This is a genomic window from Citrobacter sp. Cpo065, assembly GCF_030332805.1.
Classification (GTDB): domain Bacteria; phylum Pseudomonadota; class Gammaproteobacteria; order Enterobacterales; family Enterobacteriaceae; genus Citrobacter; species Citrobacter portucalensis.
This window is the reverse complement of record NZ_JAOWHC010000034.1, coordinates 714776-736895: the sequence shown is the minus strand read 5'-3', so window position 1 is coordinate 736895 and position 22120 is coordinate 714776. Positions and strand designations below refer to the sequence as shown.

Below are 22120 nucleotides of genomic sequence, written 5' to 3'. Positions count from 1 at the left end.
CAGCACAACCCGGCATCGAGCCGGGTTTTTTATGGAAATAATATGGCTACGCAACCTACTAACCAGCCGGTACCAAGCGAATCACCGCGCGACCTGAAATTTAATGCAGGGAAGATTGATGAATTTGTTACGTCAATGGCCCGGCAATATATCGACCGTTTTGGCAATGCTCACTACACCATTGAAGGAATGCGCTGGATTGCTCAGCAGGCAATTGCCGCGTTTGGCTATATCACGTTGGACAGTTTCGAAGACGGAAATACTCTGACCCTTCCCAATCAGGTTCTGCGCCTTGAGTCTATCGGAGAGTATTACCGATGGGATGGCGTATTCCCCAAAGTTGTTCCCGCTGGATCTACTCCAGAATCAACAGGAGGTATTGGCACAGGTGCATGGTTGTCAGTTGGAGATGCCACCCTGAGGGGAGATCTGGCGAAAACAACTGGTGCTGGTCTTGTTGGTTATAAGTGGAAGCAAAGCGGCAGTTCTGTTTATAGAACGCTTCAAGAAAAGCTGGATGATTTTGTTAACGCATCAGATTTCGATTTAGTAGGTGATGGGTCTGATGAATCTGAAAAGATGCAAAATGCTGTAAATGCAGCAATAGCTAGTAAGTCTAAAACTCTATATATTGGAAGTGGTACTTACAAAGCTTCAGGGGTTGATATCACATCCCCAGTTACAATTATAGGATCTGGACGCAAGACATGTGAGATACAGCCAGCAGTAACGGGGGCTGCTATATTCGCTGTTACAGGCAATGGGCGCGAGTATAATAATAGACTCTCCGATGTATGCTTTAAAGGAATAACATTCTCCAATCCGGGCGCTGGAAGTCCATTTTTAATAATAGCACAGTACACTAATCATTTCAGGATGGAACAATGCACTGTATATCATGGGGTTATACAGTTACATGCGTACTACTACCCAACATTTTATGAAGTAAATCTATTTTCTGGAAATATTTACTGCGAGCCTGAGTTGAATGCTGGTGAAGTTTCTTTTGACTATGCAAACGGTGCTTACTTCGACCGTATATGGAGTAGTTCCGGTAAGATTGAAGTTCGTAACGGGACGGATACAAGAGTTAGTAATTCATACCTATACAATGGCGATATTGGCCTGATAATTGAAATTGATGACTCCGTGTTCAATAATGCATCTAAATTCGTAGGTGGTGTTGTTATTCTTGATAATCTAGTTTGTGAATGTAAGACCTATCTCAAAAGAATCGCTTTAAGTCGTATTAGCGGAAGTACTTTTGGCGCATTCAACGGAACAGGTCTTACAATTAACGGAGCAAGAGAAATTTACATGGTAAACTCTGGTGGTCATTATAGTAATGACAATGCTATTCACTTAATTAATGTGCGTAATAGTGTTTTTTCTGGCAGTAGTTTTACTAACGCTGTGAACTCATGTCTTCTTTTAAACGATTGTCACGACTTAACATTTACCAGTGTGAATGCTGGTTTTGTAGAGGTATACGAATAATGGCCAACATAACCCCAAAGTATGGGTTCAACATATCAACAGGGTGCACAGGTATTATTTTAGTAGGTTGCACCAGTACAGGTAATAGTATTGCAAACATAACTGGTGGCGGTTATGTAGATGGTAGCACTAGAGTATTAGCATGTAATGGCATGCCTGATTCAGTTATTGTTCTCCGTGGGTCTACTGCGGAGCGCCCTACAGCACCAGTCAGTGGGCAGATGTATTATGATACAACGCTAGGTCTTCCAATATGGTATAACGGCACAGCTTCATCATGGCAGCGAGCTGATGGAACAAATACTTGATTAATTTATGGCGCATCAATATAAAGCATCGATGCGCCATAATAATCACTGACAAATGTTTTTGTCAAAATCAACTACAATAATATCATCATATGAGTATAAGTTATATTCATATGCTCTTTTAATCTTTGCGGTTGAGCAAAAGGTTTTTTCATTTAACACACTTGCAATGTTTGTATTCCCAGGGTGTTTAAAGTAAACTCCAACTCTATTCATATAAGGGAATGGCCAATCCCAATTATAGAAATACTCTGGGAAAAATCTAGATATTAACGGATAATTATTTCGAGCGTTTACAAAAACATCATTGTCTTTCTTTTTACCATTAAAAATAAGTATCTGATTTGTTTTTCCGCTTAACTCGAAAGCATCATTTTTAATCTGATGAAACAGAACTGTGGTTATGTTTTTTTCTTCTGTCATTGCATTTGTGTATGAACATAAAAAACCAAAAACATAAATCAGAGGAATTACAAGTATATATGTTATTGAATTTTTTGTTTCTCGCGAGAAAAGATAAACAATCATGAATAAGAACAACATCGTAGCAGAAAAACCGATCATCACTCTTGGGGCGTCGATGTGATGCTGAAGTGGTAATAGAGTAGCAAAAGACAATATCAAAGCTGTTACTGGCGATGTTATTGTAATTAAAAAATTAATAATACCAGTAATACTTTTATTAGGTATTGATTTCTTTAGCGCGATAAATGTCGTCATTGCAATGAAAAATAAAAATATTACTATAAACGCAACTCGTCCTGATTCCCCAAAAATACCACTAGATATTGAATGAAGATAAAATTTTAAGTTTTCATATATAACTGAAAAAATGCCTTCAGTTTTAATTGATGGGTGATCCGGGTCCCCAACAACAGTTAAAAATAAAGGAATAACCACCAAAAAATATAATGCAACACCTATAACTAATGATACCGTCTTTTCTATGAGGTAAGTTAATAGATGTCTGTTACTATCTGAGTTAAAGTACATGTAAACATATTTACACAGAATAATAACCAGCATGAAATTTAATGATGCTTGGTATATAGACAATATAAATAATGTTAACAGGGCGGCAAAAGAAATATTTAAAATTGTCTTTTTGAAATTAAATATTACAACTGAAAATGACAATGCAATACTTATGAACATCGGTAAAACATCAAAGCGATACATTGCATTTTCAATTAAAAATGGGCTTGATAAAATACCAAGAGGAACCAACAGCCCAATAAATTTATTATCTGTCAATATAAACATCCTGCTAAAAAAATACAGGCAAACAGATATCAAAAATACTGATAATATTGCAGGAAATGGGAATAAGTCCGTTATGTGCATGTTGAAATTCAATGCAATCATCAACATTTCAGCCAAAGGTCTACCATCCCTAGCCCATCCAGTATACCCCCATATAGCTCTTCCCTGATCATCTACATAATGAATATTTGCCATGATGATGGGGGTGAAATATATAAAAACAGATATCAAGAACCAATGGAAAGGTGTTTTATTTTTATTTGCAATCATTTTTCTGATCCTTTAAAACATATCTTGGGCGCTGCTTAACTTCAATATAAATACGTCCTATGTACTCTCCAAGTACACCAATACCAACTAGTTGTACGCCGCCAAGAAACAATATTGATACAAGAATTGAAGGGTATCCAGGTACATTATTACCAAAAATTAATTTATCAATTATCATCCATGAACCGTATGTAAATGATATACATGCAATAAATAACCCAATATAGGTCCACATGCGAAGCGGGAATGTTGAGAAGCTAGTGATCCCTTCCAGCGCCAAGTTCCATAGCTTCCATCCATTGAACTTTGTGCTTCCTGCAACGCGTTCTGCTCGCGCATATTCTACGACATCGGTTCGACCACCAACCCAGCTCAGCACCCCCTTCATAAACAGGTTTCGTTCTGGCATGAGCTTAATGTTTTCCACTACTTCGCGAGACATGAGCCGGAAGTCGCCAACATTCTCTTCTATCTGAGGGTTGCTGATTTTGTTATGAAGTTTATAGAACCACTCAGCAGATTTACGCTTCAGCCTGCTGTCAGTGGAGCGGTCAGAGCGTTTAGCCAGAACCATATCTGCACCGGCCTGCCATTTCTCTATCAAGTGAGGAATAACTTCGATCGGGTCTTGCAGATCAACGTCAATCGGGATAATTGCCTCCCCGGTAGCATGGTCCAGACCTGCGAACAGGGCGGGTTCTTTGCCGAAGTTACGTGTGAACGACAGCGAAACCACAAGCGGGTCGGCAACAGCAAGCTCGTTGATAATTGATTCTGTAGCGTCTTTGCTGCCATCGTTTATGAAGACTATCTCGACTTCATGCTGCTGAAGCCCTTCAAATTCGCGCACGGTTTTATAAAAAATAGGTATCGTGGCCTCTTCGTTAAAAACCGGAACGACTAAAGAAATTTTCATTTCGCATCCCTAAAGACAATATATTTTGAATAGATAAATCCGCATATCAGACTGATGGCAGAGAATACGATTAGCGTGATGATAGGTGCCATTCCTGACTTATCAGCAGCCCAGCCAACAATTGCGCTCAGTGTTCCCATAAAGCCGACATAGAGCATGTAGCGCATAGTTGTAGTTGATGCCTTGAAGGTGAATTTTGCATTAGCAAAGAAGCTGAACGATACGGCGACAACGAATCCTGCAAAGTTACCGAGAGCCTGTCCAGTATGAAGTGCGTATATGCAAATGGCGAACACTACCCAATGAATGAGCGTATTGATAACGCCTATTGATGTGTATCTGGCGAATAGCTTTAACATTATAAAAATCAGTGAATTCTTAGAGGCCAAAGTTTAGCATTTGAAAGCGGAACGATCGACCCATGATGTTGGATGGTGAGACAAAAAATGGGACACAAAAAGCTTTACATCGGTTTGAAGGGCTTTGTGCTTTTTTGGGGGGGTGTTTGATGGGGCACGGATGGGGCAAAAAATTAGCGCAAAACAACTCAAAACCTCGGAAGGTGGTGATTCGTCTTACGCTAACACTCTGCTTTACGACTGCTTTCTGCTCACTTCGACGCACTATAAATTAATAGTGCCGCCTATTCTGAACAAACCTTCATGGGCGGACTAAGCCGCCCATCGATTAGCAGGCGTTAAGGCTTAAGACTTTTTCGCCTGATACATCTCATCGCCATGGTTGTCATCTTCAACCCAGAAATTGATGTTGAATTGGGCGTCGTCGCTTAATTCAACGCGATGCCAGTACTGCGGCGGACTGGTCGCAAACTGACCGGCATTAATCACCACTTTTACTTCAGGCTCTTTTGCGTCTTCATTGGCAAAGCCGTAATACGTTACCGTACCTTCCATCACACAAAGCTGGCCAAAAACGCCTGCTGCAGTGTTATGGTGAGAAAGAAGTGCTGCCGGGACGTTGTCTTTCGTGAAGAAGGGAGTAGAGCGTTTAACTTTCCAGTTTGCCGGGATGCGTAAATGGGACATAAGACATCTCCTTGGTGTGGCATCTATAAGATGTATTTAATATACATCTTATAGATGCCAGCAGGCAATGAATTTAAGGCAAAAAAAACGCTCCCGAAGGAGCGTCTCTGTTAGCGACCGAAGAGGTCACGTTTTTTCGGTTTGAACGGCTGTGCTATCACTACCAGCACGGCGACCACCAGGTAGGCGGCGAAGATCCCCAACAGCCACTGCGGCATTTCCAGGGTTAAAAAAGACCACTGGCGCTCAGCACAGTCACCGGACGCTAAAAACACCTGCGGCAGCCATTTGTCCAGTGGCAGCCAGCTTGGGAAGCGTGCGGCAAAATCACAGGTCATAAACGGGGATGGGTGCAGCTGAATCATGGTGTGCTCATACGCTAACTGAAGTCCGCGCCAGGCACTGTAAATCCAGATTATCATCGCCACATAGCGCAGTGGTGTTTTTGGTGCGATAGCACCCACCAGCCCTGCACCCATCACGCCAAATAATGCGCTACGTTCGTAAATACACAACACGCAAGGTTTTAGCAGCATGACGTGCTGGAACCACAGCGCGACGAGCTCCAGCGCAAAGGCGGTTAACGCCAACAATAACCATGCTCCACGACCTCGGGAGCACTGGTTTAAAAATCGCAACATAATCATTTCCCTGCAACATGCGTAGAGACCGCAGTTTAAACCAATTCACTTTATGCGCCACTAGCGGGAATTGAAAATTTGCGTAATCGGATATTTATCATGCAAAAAGTCAAACCGGGCAGTGATTTGCCCGGTTAATTGTTATGAAAGTGTAGCTAACCAGCCCGTTTGGGTCATCCACTCGGTCACCGGAACTAGCGTGAACTCGACGCAAAGCAGGCCGACGAGCGTCAGGACGAGAGTATAAGGCAGGGCCATCCACACCATGCGACCATAAGAGAGGCGAATCAACGGCGCCAGTGCAGAGGTCAGCAGGAACAGGAATGCAGCCTGGCCGTTTGGCGTGGCCACCGAAGGCAGGTTGGTCCCGGTATTGATCGCCACCGCCAACAGCTCAAATTGGTTAAGGCTGATGGTCCCATGTTCCATCGCGGCTTTGGCTTCATTGATATAAATCGTACCAACAAAAACGTTATCAGAGATCGAAGACAGCAGGCCGTTGAAGAGATAAAACAGCGTCAGTTGTGCATGTTCAGACGACTGCAAAACAAACTGAATAATCGGTGAAAAGAGCTGTTGATCGATAATCACCGCGACAATAGAGAAGAACACGGTCAGCAGCGCGGTGAAGGGTAGCGACTCGGTAAAGGCTTTACCTATCGCATGTTCGTCGGTGACACCGGTCAACGAGGTTGCCAGAATGATGACCGACAAACCGATTAATCCGACTTCTGCCAGATGCAGGGCCAAAGCAACGACCAGCCAGACGCCAATAATCGCCTGGACAATCAGTTTGATTTTGTCCTGGCGGGTACGTTGTTGGCGGCTCTGATCGTCAAACTGTTGCAGGACATCACGGACGGTCTCCGGCAGCGTTTCGCCATAGCCAAACCAGCGCAATTTCTCGACCAGTACACAGGTTAACAGGCCGCAAATCAGTACCGGGACGGTAACTGGCGACATGCGCAGGAAGAAGTCGCCAAAATGCCAGCCAGCCGCTTTGGCAATAATCAGGTTTTGTGGCTCGCCCACCATGGTCATCACGCCGCCTAACGCCGTACCGACACCCGCGTGCATCATCAGGCTACGCAGAAAACCGCGGAACTGCTCAAGTACGACTTTATTGTGCTGATCGATATGGCTGTCATCAAGCATGTTGTTGTCTTCCGCGCGAGAAGAAGCAACGCGATGGTAGATACCATAAAACCCGACCGCAACGCTGATTACCACGGCAACGACGGTCAACGCATCGAGGAACGCAGAGAGGAAAGCGGCTGCAACACAAAAAGACAGTGACAGCAGCGTCTTGGAGCGAATAGTGAGCAGCAGACGCGTGAAAATAAACAGTAATAACTGCTTCATAAAGTAGATGCCTGCCACCATAAACATCAGCAGCAATAACACCTCAAGGTTTGCGGCAACCTCTTCACGCACATGCGTGGCGCTGGTCATACCAATAATGACAGCTTCGATAGCCAACAGCCCGCCTGGCAGCAGTGGGTAGCATTTTAACGCCATCGCCAGCGTGAAAATGAACTCGGCCACCAGCAACCAGCCGGCGATAAAAGGGTTGATGAAAAAAATAATCGGGTTAACGACTAAGAAGACAAGCAGTGCAAGTTTGTACCAGTCTGGTGATTGACCTAAAAAATTGCGCCACATCGCGCGGCCCCATGATAGCTCCATGGTGATTTCCCTACCTTTAAAAATGAAATTATGTTTTTATGTTTGACCGCAAAGCTTAGCGGGAGGAGGGAGTACAGGCAAGCTATTCACGAGACTGGCAAGGTTGGCTGTACTGTAGCGTTATTTGGAAAATGAAGCCTTGATCCACTTTTTCTTCATTGCGTCAGCTATCAGCTAAGATACCCATCTGGTATGATGTGTGTAACTATGTTTTGCTGTGTAATGGAATTTTTACTATGGTCATTAAGGCGCAAAGCCCGGCTGGGTTCGCGGAAGAGTACATCATTGAAAGTATCTGGAATAACCGCTTCCCACCTGGCACTATTTTGCCCGCTGAACGTGAACTCTCCGAACTTATTGGGGTGACACGTACCACGCTACGCGAAGTATTGCAGCGGTTGGCGCGAGATGGCTGGTTGACCATTCAACACGGCAAACCGACGAAGGTGAATAACTTCTGGGAAACCTCCGGGCTGAATATTCTTGAAACGCTGGCGCGTCTCGATCACGAGAGTGTCCCGCAGTTGATTGATAATCTGCTGTCCGTGCGTACCAATATTTCGACGATCTTTGTTCGCACTGCGTTTCGCCAGCATCCTGATAAAGCACAGGAGGTTCTGGCGACGGCAAATCAGGTGGCCGACCACGCTGACGCATTTGCCGATCTGGACTATAACATTTTCCGCGGCCTGGCATTTGCCTCCGGCAATCCGATTTACGGTTTGATCCTCAACGGTATGAAAGGATTATATACCCGCATTGGTCGTCATTATTTTGCCAATCCGGAAGCGCGCGCGCTGGCGCTGAGCTTCTACCGTAAACTGTCAGAACTCTGCGAGCAGGGCGCTCATGAGCAGGTGTATGAAACAGTGCGTCGATATGGTCACGACAGTGGCGAAATTTGGCATCGCATGCAAAAGAGCCTGCCGGGCGATTTGGCGATTCAGGGCCGTTAATTGCTCAAAGCCGGATGGCGACGCCAAAGCGGCTTATCCGGCCTACAATACGTGCACTTCGTAGGCCGGATATGGTGTTTACACCGCCTCCGGGAATAAGATTTACAGACCGTTCATCCTTGGCGGGCAACGCTCCAACAGCTCCACGCTGCCATCTTCATTCTGTTGCTCCAGCATCACGTCAAAACCCCAAAGCCGGTGTACGTGCTTGAGCACTTCTTTGCGTCCTTTATCCAGCGGTGCACGGTTATGCGGAATATAGCGTAAGGTGAGCGAACGGTCGCCACGCAGATCGACATTCCAGATTTGAATATTCGGCTCCAGGTTGCTGAGGTTGTATTGCGACGACAACCTGTTGCGGATCTCACGATATCCTTCCTCGTTATGAATCGCTGAAATCTCCAGATAGTTGTGACGATCGTCATCCAGCACGGTGAACAGACGGAAATCACGCATCACCTTTGGCGACAGGAACTGGCTGATAAAGCTCTCATCTTTGAAATCGCGCATCGCAAAATGCAGGGTTTCCAGCCAGTCAGAACCCGCTATGTCCGGGAACCAGTATTTGTCCTCCTCGGTCGGCGACTGACAAATACGTTTGATATCCTGGAACATGGCAAATCCCAGGGCATAAGGGTTTATCCCGCTATACCACGGGCTGTTGTAGGGCGGCTGAAATACCACATTGGTATGGCTATGCAGAAACTCCAGCATAAACCGTTCGGTGACTTTACCTTCATCATAAAGGTGGTTCAGGATGGTGTAATGCCAGAAAGTGGCCCAGCCCTCGTTCATCACCTGCGTCTGTTTCTGCGGATAAAAATACTGGCTGACCTTGCGTACAATGCGCAGGACTTCGCGTTGCCAGGACTCCAGCAGCGGGGCGTTCTTCTCCATGAAGTACAGCAGGTTCTCCTGTGGCTCAGAGGGATAACGCCGGGCTTCCGCCACGGTTTTCTCTTCCTCTTTCTTCGGCAGCGTGCGCCACAACATATTCACCTGGCTTTGCAGATACTCTTCACGGCTTTTCTGACGGGCTTTCTCTTCCTGTAGGGAAATTTTTTGCGGGCGTTTGTAACGGTCAACGCCGTAGTTCATCAGCGCATGGCAGGAGTCGAGCAGCTTTTCGACTTCATCCACGCCGTAACGCTCTTCACACTGGGTAATATAGTTTCGCGCGAAGATCAGGTAATCGACAATGGAACTGGCATCCGTCCAGCTTCGGAACAGGTAGTTGTTTTTGAAGAAGGAGTTGTGTCCGTAGCAGGCATGCGCCATCACCAGCGCCTGCATGGTGATGGTGTTCTCCTCCATCAGATACGCGATACACGGATTGGAGTTGATAACAATCTCATAGGCCAGCCCCTGCTGACCATGTTTATACAAGCGCTCGGTTTCAATAAACTTTTTACCAAACGACCAGTGAGGATAGTTGATCGGCATCCCGACGCTGGAATAAGCATCCATCATCTGTTCGGAGGTGATCACCTCGATTTGGTGCGGGTAGGTATCCAGTCTGTAGAGTTTCGCCACGCGGTCTATCTCTGCCAGATAGACATCCAGCAGATCAAACGTCCAGTCGGGTCCATCGCTTAACCGTGTGCTGTCCTTGTTCATGGAATCAATCGTAGCCATTCGCGCACCCTCATTGTTGGCGGCACTCTCTGTCTGGAGTACCTCATGTCAAGCATAGATCATGGTGTTAAAAAACGTGCTGCGGCAGAAATTTTTTCTTTGCGATTTCACGTTAGCGAGGCGTCGAAAAATGGCATGGCCGCAAAATTATATGCTGGATAAAAATAACGCACAGCAGGAGATGCCAAAGCGGAGAGTCCCCAGCTATCACCGCTATATGTGAGGTAAGTCACCATAAAAAAGCCATATGTTGAATAATATTTTCAACTGAGTTATCAAGATGTAATTAGATGATTGTTCTTTTACTGTTAACGGAGTGGCTATGCGAGTTGTCATACTGGGAAGTGGTGTCGTTGGCGTGACCAGCGCCTGGTACTTAAGTCAGGCTGGACACGATGTCACCGTCATTGATCGTGAGCCCGGTCCGGCACTGGAAACCAGTGCGGCGAACGCGGGGCAAATCTCTCCAGGTTATGCAGCACCATGGGCGGCACCAGGCGTACCGCTAAAAGCAATTAAGTGGATGTTTCAGCGCCACGCTCCGCTGGCCGTCCGTCTTGACGGAACCCAGTTCCAGTTGAAATGGATGTGGCAGATGCTGCGCAACTGCGACACCAGCCACTACATGGAAAACAAAGGACGCATGGTGCGACTGGCGGAATACAGCCGTGATTGCCTGAAAGCGCTGCGCGCCTCTACCGGTATCGAGTACGAAGGGCGCCAGGGCGGAACCCTGCAACTTTTCCGTACTGCCCAACAGTATGAAAACGCCACCCGCGACATCGCCGTGCTCGAAGACGCTGGCGTGCCATATCAACTGCTGGAAGCAAACCGTCTGGCGGAAGTCGAACCCGCACTGGCAGAAGTGGCGCACAAACTGACCGGTGGTCTGCGTTTACCGAATGATGAAACCGGCGACTGCCAGCTGTTTACCCAGCGTCTGGCTCAGATGGCGGAGCAGGCGGGCGTTAAGTTTCGCTTTAACACCCCGGTCGATAAGCTGCTGAGCGATGGTGAGCAGATTTATGGCGTCCAGTGCGGCGAAGAGATAGTTAAAGCCGATGCCTATGTGATGGCGTTTGGTTCGTACTCCACGGCAATGCTGAAAGGGATCGTTGATATCCCGGTCTATCCGCTCAAAGGCTATTCGTTGACTATTCCGGTGGCGCAAGACGACGGTGCGCCGGTTTCTACTATCCTTGATGAAACCTACAAAATCGCTATTACCCGCTTTGACAATCGTATTCGCGTTGGCGGCATGGCGGAGATTGTCGGCTTTAATACAGAATTGCTACAACCTCGTCGTGAAACGCTGGAAATGGTCGTACGCGATCTCTTCCCGCGCGGCGGTCATGTGGAGCAGGCAACCTTCTGGACCGGACTGCGTCCGATGACGCCGGACGGAACGCCTGTGGTGGGGCGCACCCGCTTTAAGAATCTGCTGCTCAATACCGGCCACGGCACGCTGGGTTGGACCATGGCCTGCGGCTCCGGTCAGCTACTGAGCGATATCCTTTCTGGCCGCACGCCAGCCATACCTTATGACGATCTGAGCGTGGCGCGTTACAGTCCGGGGTTTACCCCCTCTCGTCCACGGCACTTACATGGCGCACATAACTGATAAGGACGTGAGATGACCCGCCCGATACTGGCCAGCATTGACCTGCAGGCGTTGAAACAAAATCTGACCATTACCCGCCAGGCCGCGCCGGACGCCCGCGTCTGGTCGGTGGTGAAAGCCAATGCGTATGGACACGGTATTGAACGCGTCTGGAATGCGCTGGGCACAACCGATGGTTTTGCCATGCTCAATCTTGAAGAGGCGATAACCCTACGCGAGCGCGGATGGAAAGGCCCGATACTCATGCTGGAGGGTTTTTTCCACGCCGAAGACCTGACGGTATATGACAATTATCGACTCACCACCTGTGTACACAGTAACTGGCAGCTAAAAGCATTGCAGAATGCGCGCCTGAAGGCGCCGCTCGATGTTTACCTGAAGGTGAACAGTGGTATGAACCGCCTTGGTTTTTTACCGGAAAGAGTTCCCACGGTCTGGCAACAGCTGCGGGCGATGCCCAACGTCGGTGAAATGACGCTGATGTCCCATTTTGCCGATGCAGAGCACCCGGAAGGTATCCAGGAGGCTATGACACGTATTGCGCAGGCAACTGAAGGGCTGGAGTGCAGACGATCGCTGTCGAATTCGGCAGCCACGCTGTGGCACCCTGAAGCGCATTATGACTGGGTTCGTCCGGGCATTATTTTGTATGGTGCGTCGCCTTCAGGACAATGGCGGGACATCGCTAACACCGGCCTGAAGCCAGTGATGACGCTGAGCAGTGAGATCATCGGCATACAAACGCTGAAAGCTGGCGATCGGGTGGGCTACGGTGGACGCTACACTGCCAGCGGCGAGCAGCGCATTGGCATTGTAGCGACCGGCTATGCAGACGGTTATCCACGCCATGCGCCAAGTGGTACTCCGGTGCTGGTGGACGGTGTACGTACCGGGACGGTGGGGACAGTCTCAATGGATATGTTGGCGGTAGATCTGACACCATGCCCGCAGGCAGGGATCGGGACGCCGGTAGAGCTGTGGGGCAAAGAGATTAAAATTGACGATGTGGCCACCGCCGCAGGTACGGTAGGCTACGAGTTAATGTGTTCTCTGGCGCTGCGCGTGCCAGTTGTGACGGTGTAACTTTATATAGCATTGCCTGATGCTGCTGCGTTTATCAGGCCTCCGGAGTCAGTGCATTTTGTAGGCCGGGTAAGGCGCAGCCGCCACCCGGCAAAACATCCGCTTTACTCATCCTCATCTTCAGCAACGCGAACACCGACCTTCAGCACCGCATTATCTTCCTTCTCGGCTACGGTCCAGATCATGCCAGCGAATTCCACCTGGTCACCGACGACCGGCGCGGCACCAAGCAGATGCTGGACAATTTCACCCAACGTTTGCTGCTTATCACGATACTCGGTGCCATCTTCCAGGCCATAAATCAGCGCCACATCGGCATATTTTGCGCTGGCTTCAAGAATAAAATCACCGAAGAAGCGCTGGTCTAACGACACAGGTGGCGACTGGCTGAACAGCTTGCCAAGAGCCGGGAGATCGCGCTCGCGGCCAATAACACACAATACGTCGCCTTCGCGCAGACGTGTGCTGCCGGAGGGGTGAAACAGCACGTTGTCACGAAACAGGGCGGCTATTCGCGTTTCTTCCGGCATATGTAGGTCGCGCAATGCGGCTCCTACGCACCACTTATCGGCGCTGAGCTGATAAACAAACTGCTCCCACGGGTTATCCGGATGAATATCCAGGCCAATGCGCGACACGGGCCAGCCAACAGGAGGGACCACCACTTTGGCTTTTTTAGCGGCCCAAGAAAGAGAGGTTCCCTGAAACAGCAACGAGATCAGTACCACGAAGAACGCGACGTTAAAGAACAGGCGCGCGTTCTCCAGACCCGCCATCATTGGGAAGACGGCGAGGATGATGGGTACCGCACCGCGCAGACCCACCCAACTGATGAAAATGCGCTCGCGCAGATTGAAGCCGCGAAACGGCAGCAGTCCGGCGAAAACCGAAAGTGGGCGGGCAATGAAAATCATCCACGCAGACAAAATCAGCGCAGGAACCACGATAGGCAGCAGGTCGGACGGCGTAACCAGCAGTCCGAGCACCAGGAACATGGCGATTTGCGCCAGCCAGGCCAGACCGTCGAAGTTTTGCAGAATGCCAAACCGGTTGCGAATAGGGCGATTACCCAGCAAGAAACCACACAGATAAACCGCCAGAATACCGCTGCCTTCCAGCGCAGTGGTCAGGGCAAAAATCAGGATCCCACCGCTTAACGCCAATAGCGGATACAGTCCGGCAGGCAGAGAAATGAGGTTAATCATCTGCTGGAGCATATATCCACCGCCCAGACCGATAACGATGCCTAAGCCAAACTGCTGGATAATGTGCACCGCGAACATCCAGCTTAAACCGGTTTCGTGGTTTTGGATCATGGCGATGAGCGTGATGGTCAGAAATACGGCCATCGGGTCATTACTGCCGGATTCAATTTCCAGCGTAGAGCCAACGCGTTCGTTAAGCCCCTTACCGCCAAGAAGAGAAAAGACCGCCGCGGCGTCGGTTGAACCAACAATCGCGCCAATCAGGAGTCCTTCAATAAGATCCAGATGAAACAGCCACGCGGCCATCATGCCAGTAAGTCCGGAAGTAATCAGCACACCGACCGTCGCCAACGATAGCGCCGGGCCTAACGCAACGCGAAAAGAGCTGGCCTGGGTGCGCATCCCGCCGTCGAGCAGGATAACTGCCAGTGCCAGGTTACTCACCATGTAGGCGAATGGATAGTTATCGAAAGGTATGCCGCCTATACCATCTACGCCCGCTAACATACCGATAGCGAGAAATATCACCAGGATAGGGATACCGAGGCGTGATGAGAATGAACTGAGTAAGATACTGCAGGTGACGAGAACGGAACCCAAAATAAAAAGGCTAATAATTGCTGCGGCATCCAACGTTCGGTTACTCCTGAATTACGCTGTTTCGTATTAATAAACCCTACCATAATAACGACAGAAACAGCGTTTTGCTTAGCCCCATTAGCCGCTTTTTTTACGATTTTAGTACCGGATGCCCACTTAAGGTGAGCTGAGTGCCGTTTTTATCATTTTTCAGCACCGCATTGGCTCCCAAAGGCAGGGTGACAGTGCGTTGTTCATGGCCAAAATCGAGGCCGCAGATCAACGGTACTGACAATCTGGCGCGCAGAAAATCACAAACTGAATCAAGATTGTAACCAGCGTCGTAATCATTTGGCGCGCTGCCGCTAAAACTGCCGAGGATAATGGCGTTTTGCTGGGCCAGTATTCCGGCGTGGTACAGCTGCAGCAGCATACGCTCGACACGGAATGGATGCTCGTTAATGTCTTCCAGCACCAAAATGCCGTTTTTGATGGCCGGCATCCACGGTGTACCCATCAACGAAATGATCATCGCCAGATTTCCGCCCCACAGTGTACCTTCAGTTGCGCACTGTGGACCGTCACCCTGCCATTCGAGGGTAAATTGGGCATTACGCAAAGCCTGCCAGAAATGGTGCTCGGTGAATGCGTTCATTTCTTCGGCGCCGAAGTTCGCCGCCAGCATCGGGCCGCTGAAGCTAATCACATTCCCCTGTGCCAGCAGACCACACTGGATCGCCGTAAAATCGCTGTGTCCGCACAGCAGCAGCGGATCTTGTTGCTGGCGGGCTGCCAGCCCCTGCCAGTCAATATCTTCCAGTAAACGGCTCGCGCCATAGCCGCCGCGTACCGCCATCACAACGGTATCGGGGGTTTTCAGATTAACGAGCGAGTTCACATCAGCAAGCCTTTCTGCCTCTGTCCCCGCAAAACGCTGGCAGCGGCGCGCAATGACCGCTGAATTGTCGACCTGATGACCGGCCTCAATAAGACGCGCAAGCCCACGTAAGGCAGCCTGCTGATTGATACAGTAGCCCGACGGGGCAATTAAGTGAAACCGGGACATGGCATTTCCTTGCTACAACTAAAACCAAATGTATATCATGCCGCGTAGGTATGTCGTTGTCACCTCAGCGACAGGTTCCGGCTATAAGGATAGATGACGTGAAATTGAGATGGTTTGCTTTTTTGGTTGTATTACTTGCGGGCTGTAGTTCAAAACAGGATTACAAAAACCCGCCGTGGAATGCTGAGGTTCCGGTTAAACGCGCAATGCAATGGATGCCGATCAGTGAAAAAGCCGGTGCGGCCTGGGGTGTCAGTCCACAATTGATTACCGCTATTATCGCCATTGAATCAGGCGGAAATCCGAATGCGGTCAGTAAGTCCAATGCGATTGGTCTGATGCAGTTGAAAGCCTCAACTTCAGGACGCGATGTTTATCGCCGCATGGGCTGGAGCGGAGAGCCGTCGACCAGTGAGTTGAAAAACCCTGAGCGCAATATCTCGATGGGGGCCGCATACCTGAGTATTCTCGAAACCGGGCCGCTGGCCGGGATTGAAGATCCGCAGGTGATGCAGTACGCGCTGGTAGTATCGTACGCCAACGGTGCGGGCGCACTGTTACGCACGTTCTCATCCGACAGGAAAAAAGCGATCAATAAAATCAACGACCTCAGCCCGGATGAATTTATTGAACATGTTGCGGACAATCATCCGGCGCCGCAGGCCCCGCGCTATATCTGGAAGCTTCAACAAGCGCTGGATGTGATGTAGTTCGTGTGAGTTTACTCGCGCACCTTATTCGATTTTTCCCGGGCCTCGCGTTCAAGGGAAAAAATAATCCGCTGTAAGTTCCGCTCCACCGCCGGGCCGACGTTGAGAAAACGAAAGCTCAAGCGGGGAGTGGTAATCGTTTCGTTTTTCCCATCGATAACCTTGCGCTCACTAATGGAAATAAGCTGGGCGTCAACGTGATACACCCCCCATTGCTCCATATTTAGTTCAACCTGCGAGAAGCGCATACCTTCTGCCAACCCCTCTGGTTTTGCCACTTCTAACAGCCCGCCCATGCCACCGAGAGACAGATCGAATAAGCGAAAATGCAGAATGCTGTTGTCTGGCATTTTTGCCGTGCAGCGATAGGGAGGATGCAGCGGAGCGCCGATGCGGAAATATTCCCGACGCTGCACAAACCACAGAGAAGGCGGCAAGGATGAAATAAAGGCCGGCAGTTGCTGATACTCACCTTTTTTCAGCTGTGGCAGGGTGAATTCTACTTTGGCTCCCTGCGTTTCGGCGATAATTGAGATCTGGCTGGCCCGCTGTACGGCCTGGTTTTCATATTCCTGGCTGCCAAAATCCATGATCAGTTCATCGGGACTGACGGTCAGAATTTTGCTGATGAACTGGCCGCCTGACCAGGAGATACGCAGTGGAACCTGCTGCGACTTCAAGTCCCGAAGTACACCTAACACCGCTAACGGATTTTGCTTCAGGAACTGCTCATTGTAGTTACTCACACCTAATGACTCCTGGATGCCTGGTTTGTCGTTGGGTTATCGGCATTAATCTACGGAACTTAATACAAATGGATGAAATTTTTTACCAAACCCAATGAATTAAGTCTGAGTGATAAAAGCATGTCGCGATGGCTTGCCTATACTTTAAGTGCTGGCGCAGGAATGTCTTGCGCGTGCGTTCACTGGAAAGAGGGCCTGAAAATGGGAATTATTGCCTGGATTATTTTTGGTCTGATTGCGGGGGTTATCGCCAAACTGATTATGCCGGGGCGCGATGGCGGGGGATTTATCCTGACCTGTATTCTGGGTGTCGTCGGTGCTGTGGTCGGTGGATGGCTGGCAACGATGTTTGGTATTGGCGGCGATGTCAGCGGATTTAATCTCCATAGCTTCCTGGTGGCCGTGGTCGGCGCGATTGTTGTGCTGGGTGTCTTCCGGCTTGTACGACGAGATTAATCGAACGGCCCCTGTGCGGTAATGCCGTTCAGTTAAGCATGTAAGGTGAACATGTGATTCTTGTTCAGGGTTCCGTTCACCTCAACGGTGTCATTTCTCTGAAGCGCCGATACCCGTGAACGTGCAAGGGAGGCTTGCCGCCGCCTCCCTTGCAACCCAGGCTCCCGGCGGGAAAATCGTCGCTACGCGATTCATTCGTCTTATGCCGCCTGCCTGTCGGGTCGGGGCCGAGCCTGCGTCCATGCAGGCCGTCCCCTCTGTCCGCATCCCTGCGGACAGCCCCGGTCAGCCGTCAACGCCTCATCGATTTTCAGCCGGACCGGGGGTATCGCTTCAGTGAACTGACTTCCAGTTAAATCTTTTTTGCTGTTTAAACAAAAAACACAGATGGTCAGGTGTGGACTGGTCCGGCTGAAAATTGCCGACGTGTTTCCGTAAGGCCGGGAGAGCCAGCATGGATGCTGGCTCAGGGCGCGCTTTGCAAGGACGCTACCTCGCGCCCGGCCCGGTAGCCTGGAGGAATAAGCGGAGGGTATTGCGTAGCAATAATTTTCCCGCCGGGAGTCGGGATTGTAAAGGGCGTGACGGAGAACGCCCTTTAAACGTTCACGGGTATCGGCGTTTCAGAGAAACGATGAACAGGAGGTGAACGGAACCCTTTTTCTGAGAGTGCATATTCAAAACTTCTACCCACACCGGCGATACTTTCTGAAACTAAGGCGTTAACTGAAGAGCATTACTCCGAGTGGGGCCGTTTCTTTGCATCGTTAAATCAGAACTGATACTCAATCCCCGCCCAGTAATTACGGCCTTCTTCGATAAATCCTTCGCTGTACACGTATTGTGTATCGAACAGGTTATTGACCGAAGCGTTGACGCTGAACCCGTGACCGATGGCGTAGTCTGCGCGTAAATGGGTAATGGCGAAACCTGCGGCTTTCTGCGAGCCGTCGCTATTGCTATAGCTCGATGAGCGGGCCTCTTCAGACAGCGTAATGCTCAGCGGATCCCACGGTTTCAGCGTCATCCATGCGGTGAGGGTTTGCGTCGGCAAATCGGTTATTTTGCCGATGTCGCTGCGTTTGACGTCCGCATGAATCAGGCCATAGCTCAGCCCAACATCCAGCATATCAAAGACTTTACCTTTAACGCCTGCATCCAGACCGGTGTAATCCACCCGGCCGCTGTTCTGATTCTGGATGGTATCGGCATCAATATTGTGTGAAAGAATGGCATCGCTGATGCGGTTGTAATAGACGCTGGCTTCGAATCCCCAGTCTTTGCCAAGTGAACCATTCCAGGTCAGATCCACGCTGCGGGCGCGTTCCGGTTTAAGCTGCGGATTGACCAGCGTCACCTGGTTATAGGCCGGTTTCGAGGTGGTGTAGCGCTCTTTCAAAGTCGGGAAACGTGTTCTGTCAGAGTAGGACAGCGCTAATGTGTCTGAATTTTCAAAGTGATATTTGGTCATCATCTGCCAGTTGAAGGCCGACTGATTGTTGTCATCATAGTGGGTGACGCTACCATTTTTTTCGTGCTTCATGCCTTCCAGACTGTCGCGCCAGTCATAGCTTATTCCAGCTACTACATCGACGTTATCCGCCGCTGCCCACTGGTATTCGCTGGCAACGGACCAGGTGCGGTCTTCGTAACGGTCGTAAGCTGCATTCGGAGCGCCTTTCTCGCGGTGAACATCATCTTTCCAGTTCACGGCGAAAGAGAGCAGGTCGTTTTCTCGCATTTCCGCAGCGAGCTGCAGGCCAGCGCCATCGCTGTAGTCTGAATAATGACTGTAGTTGCCTTTCTTGTTTTTCAGATCGGCAAGTGAGTTGTACATCATCAGCGTATTTTCAAAGGTGTCGCGATACAGACGGCTTTTCAGGGTGAAACGATCACCCAGATGGGTGGTGCCCTGATAGTAATAGCTTTCTTTATCGTACTGTGGCCATTGCCAGTAGCGTGATTTCTGACTGCTGGCTCCAGCGTACGGCGGGTTATCTTTTTCACCGTCCTGATTAATATAGGTCAGCACATATTCGTCATTACCACGTGGGGTAAAGCCCAGCTTCACGATACCGCGTTTGTCATCGGCGGAGGAGTTAATCATCTTGCCGTTGCTGCCCGCAATAGGGTTGTCCACACCGTGCGGTAAGCCAAGGAAATCCTGCTTCAACTGACTGCCGCTGAGCTGGATGTAGCCGAGATCATTGCTGGCGCCAAATGAAGCGTGCATATCGTGGGCATTGTCTTTGCTACGACTCCAGCCCTGGCGATAGCCAATGCTGCCTTCAATCGGTTTGGTAGTCTTTTGGGTGGTGATATTGATGGCGCCGCCCATCTGGTTCGGCCCTTGTAACAGCGACGAGTAGCCTTTGGAGACTTCAACCGAAGCGATATCGGAGGTCAGAAAACGGCCTAAATCGAGGTTGCCATCATAGGGGATGTATACCGGCACGCCGTCAAAATAGACGGGAACCTGACGGCTGTCAAAACCGCGGACTTTCACCTGCTGTTCATTGCGGTTGCCTGACTTTTGCAGCACGACGCCGGGGACAACGCTCAGTGCCTGCGCCACGTTTTGCTTATCCAGTTGCTGCATCGTTTCCTGGCCGAGAACCGTAGTGGTTGCGGCGGAGGCCGGACTTGACCAGACGGTCATGGTTTCGCTTTCCTGCCCAGCAAAAGCACTGTGCGCGAAAGCAAACGACAGGGCTGTGTAAAGACAACTTTTGTTGAAATTCATTATTTTTAGTCCATTTATTAATGTTATATGCCACGTGCGTCCGGGCTCAGGCTAACTTTGATATCCGCGGGCGGAGCGTAGTAAGGCGCGGAAGTGATGAAAAGTCTGATGCCACAGTCGAGATAACTCGCCAGCGAGGCGAGGGTAATGCCGCCAGTCAGCGCCAGCGTGCAATGGGGGGCCAGAGAAGGGGCCTGGCGAACAATTTCTGTTGCTTGCTCAGGGGTAAATTTGTCGAGTTGCAGGACATCGGGCGCGGCGCGTAGCGCGGCTAATGCCTCATCTGGCGTATCTGCCTCAACCACAATCTTTTTTTCTGGCGCATGGCTGCGTAAGCGCGCAATCGCACCTGACCAGTCGTTTGGATTGGTAAGAAAATGGCGGTGATTAGCAAACAGCAGTACCGTTTCGGCGCATCCTCCGCGATGGATAATGCCTCCCGCGGCGAGTATTGCTTGAGTCGCCAACAAACGCGTGCCGGGAATGGCTTTTCGGGTACAGGCAATCTGCCCATCAGGATAGCGTTGGCGCAGTTGGCTCAACATGCACTCAAGATAGCCCGAAACCCCGCAGCTCCATTCCAGGACATTTTGTACCGCTTTCCAGCCCTGGTGCAGCGCCGCCGCATTCCCATGTGCGCAAATCAATCGCTGTCCTGCACTTACCTGTTCACCATCGGCAACCATGTCGCTGATGGTCAGCCCTAATGAGGCGAGCATTTGCCTGGCAACGGCGGTGCCGCTAACGCACCCGCCCTGGCGATGGTAAAATTCCATAACGCCCGGCTGTGCGCCAATACCCAACGCGCGGGTAGTCAGGTCGCCGCCCTGAATATCTTCCAGCAGCAGCGCGTCGGTTTGCGCCTGCGAAAAGTAGATCATCGCAGCGCCTCCCGCGGCACGCTGTCCCACCAGATAAGCGCCCAGTCACGGCTGGCGGGGGCAATCGTGCGTGGATCCTGCTGTTGATACCAGGTTTCCAGACGTTCGACCTCGTCGGCGCTCAGTTCACCCATACTCCAGCGCACGTTTTCCAGAAAACGCGTCCAGGTGCTGTTGTCCTGCTGGCAGTTGGGTCCGCGGATAAAATCAACATGCGCGTGGATCCCCATCTGATACAGGACATTAAGCGCATAGATATAGTTGGGAAGCTCAATCACTTCGCGGCCCAGTGCACGCTGAATGGTGGGGGAAACGAAAGATGAACTGACGAGATGAGTGGTGTAAACCCGCAGTCGGGCCTGATTATTCAGTTTGGTCATCGCCTGGCGCATATCGGCAACCAGCGTAGAGCGCGAAGCGACGGCGATATCGCACTGGGGTAAATCATCCCAGTGTTCCTCCCAGGCCCGCTGCACCCACTGCACGTGACGGGCGTTCATTTGCGCAGCGCGGCGGGCAGCTACGCTAAGCATGCCCTGGCTGTAATCTACGCCGTAAATTATTGGCATCTTTTTAGCCAACGCCAGCGAAACCGTACCGGGACCGCAGCCCATATCAAACAGCGACTCCGCCCCTTTCAGGTCGATTTTTCCCAACAGCTGTAGCAGATAGCTGTCGGTTAATGAGGCGCAATTCTCTGCCATTTTTTCCGCACGCTTATCCCAGTGCTCCGGTTTTTTCTCGGTTCTGTTCGCCAGCTGTAACTGTTTACGGTAAAGATCGGCAAAATCAATGTCGTCAATGAGCATTCT

The 22120-nt window shown here is 50.0% G+C and carries 19 protein-coding genes; 6 read left to right on the top strand and 13 right to left on the bottom strand.

The genetic code is table 11. The annotated features are described in order from the left end of the window. The first annotated feature begins 42 nt into the window (after nucleotides 1-42). Nucleotides 43-1497 (top strand): tail fiber/spike domain-containing protein, encoded by a 1455-nt coding sequence (locus tag OGY68_RS22985; protein WP_502873531.1) that lies wholly within the window; start codon nucleotides 43-45, stop codon nucleotides 1495-1497. A 353-nt stretch (nucleotides 1498-1850) separates the two neighbouring features. On the opposite strand, the gene OGY68_RS19575 is transcribed toward OGY68_RS22985, so the two are convergent. From OGY68_RS19575 to nhaB, 6 genes are all read right to left on the bottom strand, one after another. Further along, the gene (locus OGY68_RS19575) at nucleotides 1851-3338 is read right to left on the bottom strand and encodes a glucosyltransferase domain-containing protein (protein ID WP_286617335.1); all 1488 of its coding nucleotides are present in this window, start codon (nucleotides 3336-3338) and stop codon (nucleotides 1851-1853) included. Further along, on the bottom strand, nucleotides 3325-4254 hold the full coding sequence (locus tag OGY68_RS19570) for a glycosyltransferase family 2 protein (RefSeq protein WP_286617333.1): 930 nt from the start codon (nucleotides 4252-4254) through the stop codon (nucleotides 3325-3327). The genes OGY68_RS19575 and OGY68_RS19570 overlap by 14 nt, the downstream gene beginning before the upstream one ends. Beyond that, a complete protein-coding gene (locus tag OGY68_RS19565) occupies nucleotides 4251-4613 on the bottom strand; it encodes a GtrA family protein (RefSeq protein ID WP_126317631.1) in 363 nt (120 codons plus the stop codon). The genes OGY68_RS19570 and OGY68_RS19565 overlap by 4 nt, the downstream gene beginning before the upstream one ends. Nucleotides 4614-4958: 345 nt before the next feature. Continuing rightward, on the bottom strand, nucleotides 4959-5300 hold the full coding sequence (locus OGY68_RS19560) for a TehB family protein (protein ID WP_003020940.1): 342 nt from the start codon (nucleotides 5298-5300) through the stop codon (nucleotides 4959-4961). A 110-nt stretch (nucleotides 5301-5410) separates the two neighbouring features. Then, nucleotides 5411-5941, bottom strand: a complete 531-nt coding sequence (gene dsbB / locus OGY68_RS19555; protein WP_003844060.1) for a disulfide bond formation protein DsbB — start codon at nucleotides 5939-5941, stop codon at nucleotides 5411-5413. 141 nt (nucleotides 5942-6082) lie between these two features. After that, entirely contained in the window at nucleotides 6083-7627 is a 1545-nt protein-coding gene (gene nhaB, locus OGY68_RS19550) for a Na(+)/H(+) antiporter NhaB (RefSeq protein ID WP_008785014.1), read from the bottom strand. A 236-nt stretch (nucleotides 7628-7863) separates the two neighbouring features. On the opposite strand from nhaB, the gene fadR reads away from it, so the two are divergent. Next, on the top strand, nucleotides 7864-8583 hold the full coding sequence (gene fadR, locus OGY68_RS19545; RefSeq protein WP_003833559.1) for a fatty acid metabolism transcriptional regulator FadR: 720 nt from the start codon (nucleotides 7864-7866) through the stop codon (nucleotides 8581-8583). Nucleotides 8584-8685: 102 nt separating this feature from the next. Here the strand turns inward: fadR and OGY68_RS19540 are convergent, their stop codons facing one another. Next, complete coding sequence (locus OGY68_RS19540; RefSeq protein WP_003833557.1) at nucleotides 8686-10218, bottom strand: SpoVR family protein; 1533 nt, start codon at nucleotides 10216-10218, stop codon at nucleotides 8686-8688. A 322-nt stretch (nucleotides 10219-10540) separates the two neighbouring features. On the opposite strand from OGY68_RS19540, the gene OGY68_RS19535 reads away from it, so the two are divergent. Continuing rightward, the gene (locus OGY68_RS19535; RefSeq protein WP_003833553.1) at nucleotides 10541-11839 is read left to right on the top strand and encodes a D-amino acid dehydrogenase; all 1299 of its coding nucleotides are present in this window, start codon (nucleotides 10541-10543) and stop codon (nucleotides 11837-11839) included. A gap of 12 nt (nucleotides 11840-11851) precedes the next feature. Next, entirely contained in the window at nucleotides 11852-12922 is a 1071-nt protein-coding gene (gene dadX / locus OGY68_RS19530) for a catabolic alanine racemase DadX (RefSeq protein ID WP_048235226.1), read from the top strand. Nucleotides 12923-13026: 104 nt separating this feature from the next. Here the strand turns inward: dadX and OGY68_RS19525 are convergent, their stop codons facing one another. Together OGY68_RS19525 and ldcA are read right to left on the bottom strand one after the other, a co-directional pair. Then, nucleotides 13027-14760, bottom strand: coding sequence for a potassium/proton antiporter (locus tag OGY68_RS19525; RefSeq protein ID WP_057066789.1), 1734 nt, complete (start codon nucleotides 14758-14760; stop codon nucleotides 13027-13029). Between the two features lie 97 nt (nucleotides 14761-14857). Further along, complete coding sequence (ldcA, locus tag OGY68_RS19520; protein ID WP_057066787.1) at nucleotides 14858-15772, bottom strand: muramoyltetrapeptide carboxypeptidase; 915 nt, start codon at nucleotides 15770-15772, stop codon at nucleotides 14858-14860. 98 nt (nucleotides 15773-15870) lie between these two features. On the opposite strand from ldcA, the gene emtA reads away from it, so the two are divergent. Next, nucleotides 15871-16482, top strand: coding sequence for a membrane-bound lytic murein transglycosylase EmtA (emtA, locus tag OGY68_RS19515; protein ID WP_016153365.1), 612 nt, complete (start codon nucleotides 15871-15873; stop codon nucleotides 16480-16482). Nucleotides 16483-16493: 11 nt separating this feature from the next. Here the strand turns inward: emtA and ycgR are convergent, their stop codons facing one another. Further along, nucleotides 16494-17228, bottom strand: coding sequence for a flagellar brake protein YcgR (gene ycgR / locus OGY68_RS19510; RefSeq protein ID WP_008785008.1), 735 nt, complete (start codon nucleotides 17226-17228; stop codon nucleotides 16494-16496). Nucleotides 17229-17429: 201 nt separating this feature from the next. Between ycgR and OGY68_RS19505 the strand changes: the two genes are divergently transcribed. Continuing rightward, a complete protein-coding gene (locus OGY68_RS19505) occupies nucleotides 17430-17684 on the top strand; it encodes a GlsB/YeaQ/YmgE family stress response membrane protein (protein ID WP_003020908.1) in 255 nt (84 codons plus the stop codon). A 772-nt stretch (nucleotides 17685-18456) separates the two neighbouring features. Here OGY68_RS19505 and OGY68_RS19500 read toward each other — a convergent pair. The 3 genes from OGY68_RS19500 to OGY68_RS19490 are packed head-to-tail and all read right to left on the bottom strand — an operon-like array spanning nucleotide 18457 to nucleotide 22117. After that, a complete protein-coding gene (locus OGY68_RS19500; protein ID WP_275382846.1) occupies nucleotides 18457-20427 on the bottom strand; it encodes a TonB-dependent receptor plug domain-containing protein in 1971 nt (656 codons plus the stop codon). Nucleotides 20428-20450: 23 nt separating this feature from the next. Then, a complete protein-coding gene (modD, locus tag OGY68_RS19495) occupies nucleotides 20451-21308 on the bottom strand; it encodes a ModD protein (RefSeq protein ID WP_057066782.1) in 858 nt (285 codons plus the stop codon). Then, a complete protein-coding gene (locus OGY68_RS19490; RefSeq protein WP_032943738.1) occupies nucleotides 21305-22117 on the bottom strand; it encodes a class I SAM-dependent methyltransferase in 813 nt (270 codons plus the stop codon). The genes modD and OGY68_RS19490 overlap by 4 nt, the downstream gene beginning before the upstream one ends. Nucleotides 22118-22120 lie beyond the last annotated feature (3 nt).

Coding starts and splice junctions, on each gene's coding strand:
- OGY68_RS22985 (WP_502873531.1), top strand. CDS start 43: ATGGCTACGCAACCTACTAACCAGCCGGTACCAAGCGAATCACCGCGC.
- OGY68_RS19575 (WP_286617335.1), bottom strand. CDS start 3,338: ATGATTGCAAATAAAAATAAAACACCTTTCCATTGGTTCTTGATATCT.
- OGY68_RS19570 (WP_286617333.1), bottom strand. CDS start 4,254: ATGAAAATTTCTTTAGTCGTTCCGGTTTTTAACGAAGAGGCCACGATA.
- OGY68_RS19565 (WP_126317631.1), bottom strand. CDS start 4,613: ATGTTAAAGCTATTCGCCAGATACACATCAATAGGCGTTATCAATACG.
- OGY68_RS19560 (WP_003020940.1), bottom strand. CDS start 5,300: ATGTCCCATTTACGCATCCCGGCAAACTGGAAAGTTAAACGCTCTACT.
- dsbB (WP_003844060.1), bottom strand. CDS start 5,941: ATGTTGCGATTTTTAAACCAGTGCTCCCGAGGTCGTGGAGCATGGTTA.
- nhaB (WP_008785014.1), bottom strand. CDS start 7,627: ATGGAGCTATCATGGGGCCGCGCGATGTGGCGCAATTTTTTAGGTCAA.
- fadR (WP_003833559.1), top strand. CDS start 7,864: ATGGTCATTAAGGCGCAAAGCCCGGCTGGGTTCGCGGAAGAGTACATC.
- OGY68_RS19540 (WP_003833557.1), bottom strand. CDS start 10,218: ATGGCTACGATTGATTCCATGAACAAGGACAGCACACGGTTAAGCGAT.
- OGY68_RS19535 (WP_003833553.1), top strand. CDS start 10,541: ATGCGAGTTGTCATACTGGGAAGTGGTGTCGTTGGCGTGACCAGCGCC.
- dadX (WP_048235226.1), top strand. CDS start 11,852: ATGACCCGCCCGATACTGGCCAGCATTGACCTGCAGGCGTTGAAACAA.
- ldcA (WP_057066787.1), bottom strand. CDS start 15,772: ATGTCCCGGTTTCACTTAATTGCCCCGTCGGGCTACTGTATCAATCAG.
- OGY68_RS19505 (WP_003020908.1), top strand. CDS start 17,430: ATGGGAATTATTGCCTGGATTATTTTTGGTCTGATTGCGGGGGTTATC.
- OGY68_RS19500 (WP_275382846.1), bottom strand. CDS start 20,427: ATGAATTTCAACAAAAGTTGTCTTTACACAGCCCTGTCGTTTGCTTTC.
- modD (WP_057066782.1), bottom strand. CDS start 21,308: ATGATCTACTTTTCGCAGGCGCAAACCGACGCGCTGCTGCTGGAAGAT.
- OGY68_RS19490 (WP_032943738.1), bottom strand. CDS start 22,117: ATGCTCATTGACGACATTGATTTTGCCGATCTTTACCGTAAACAGTTA.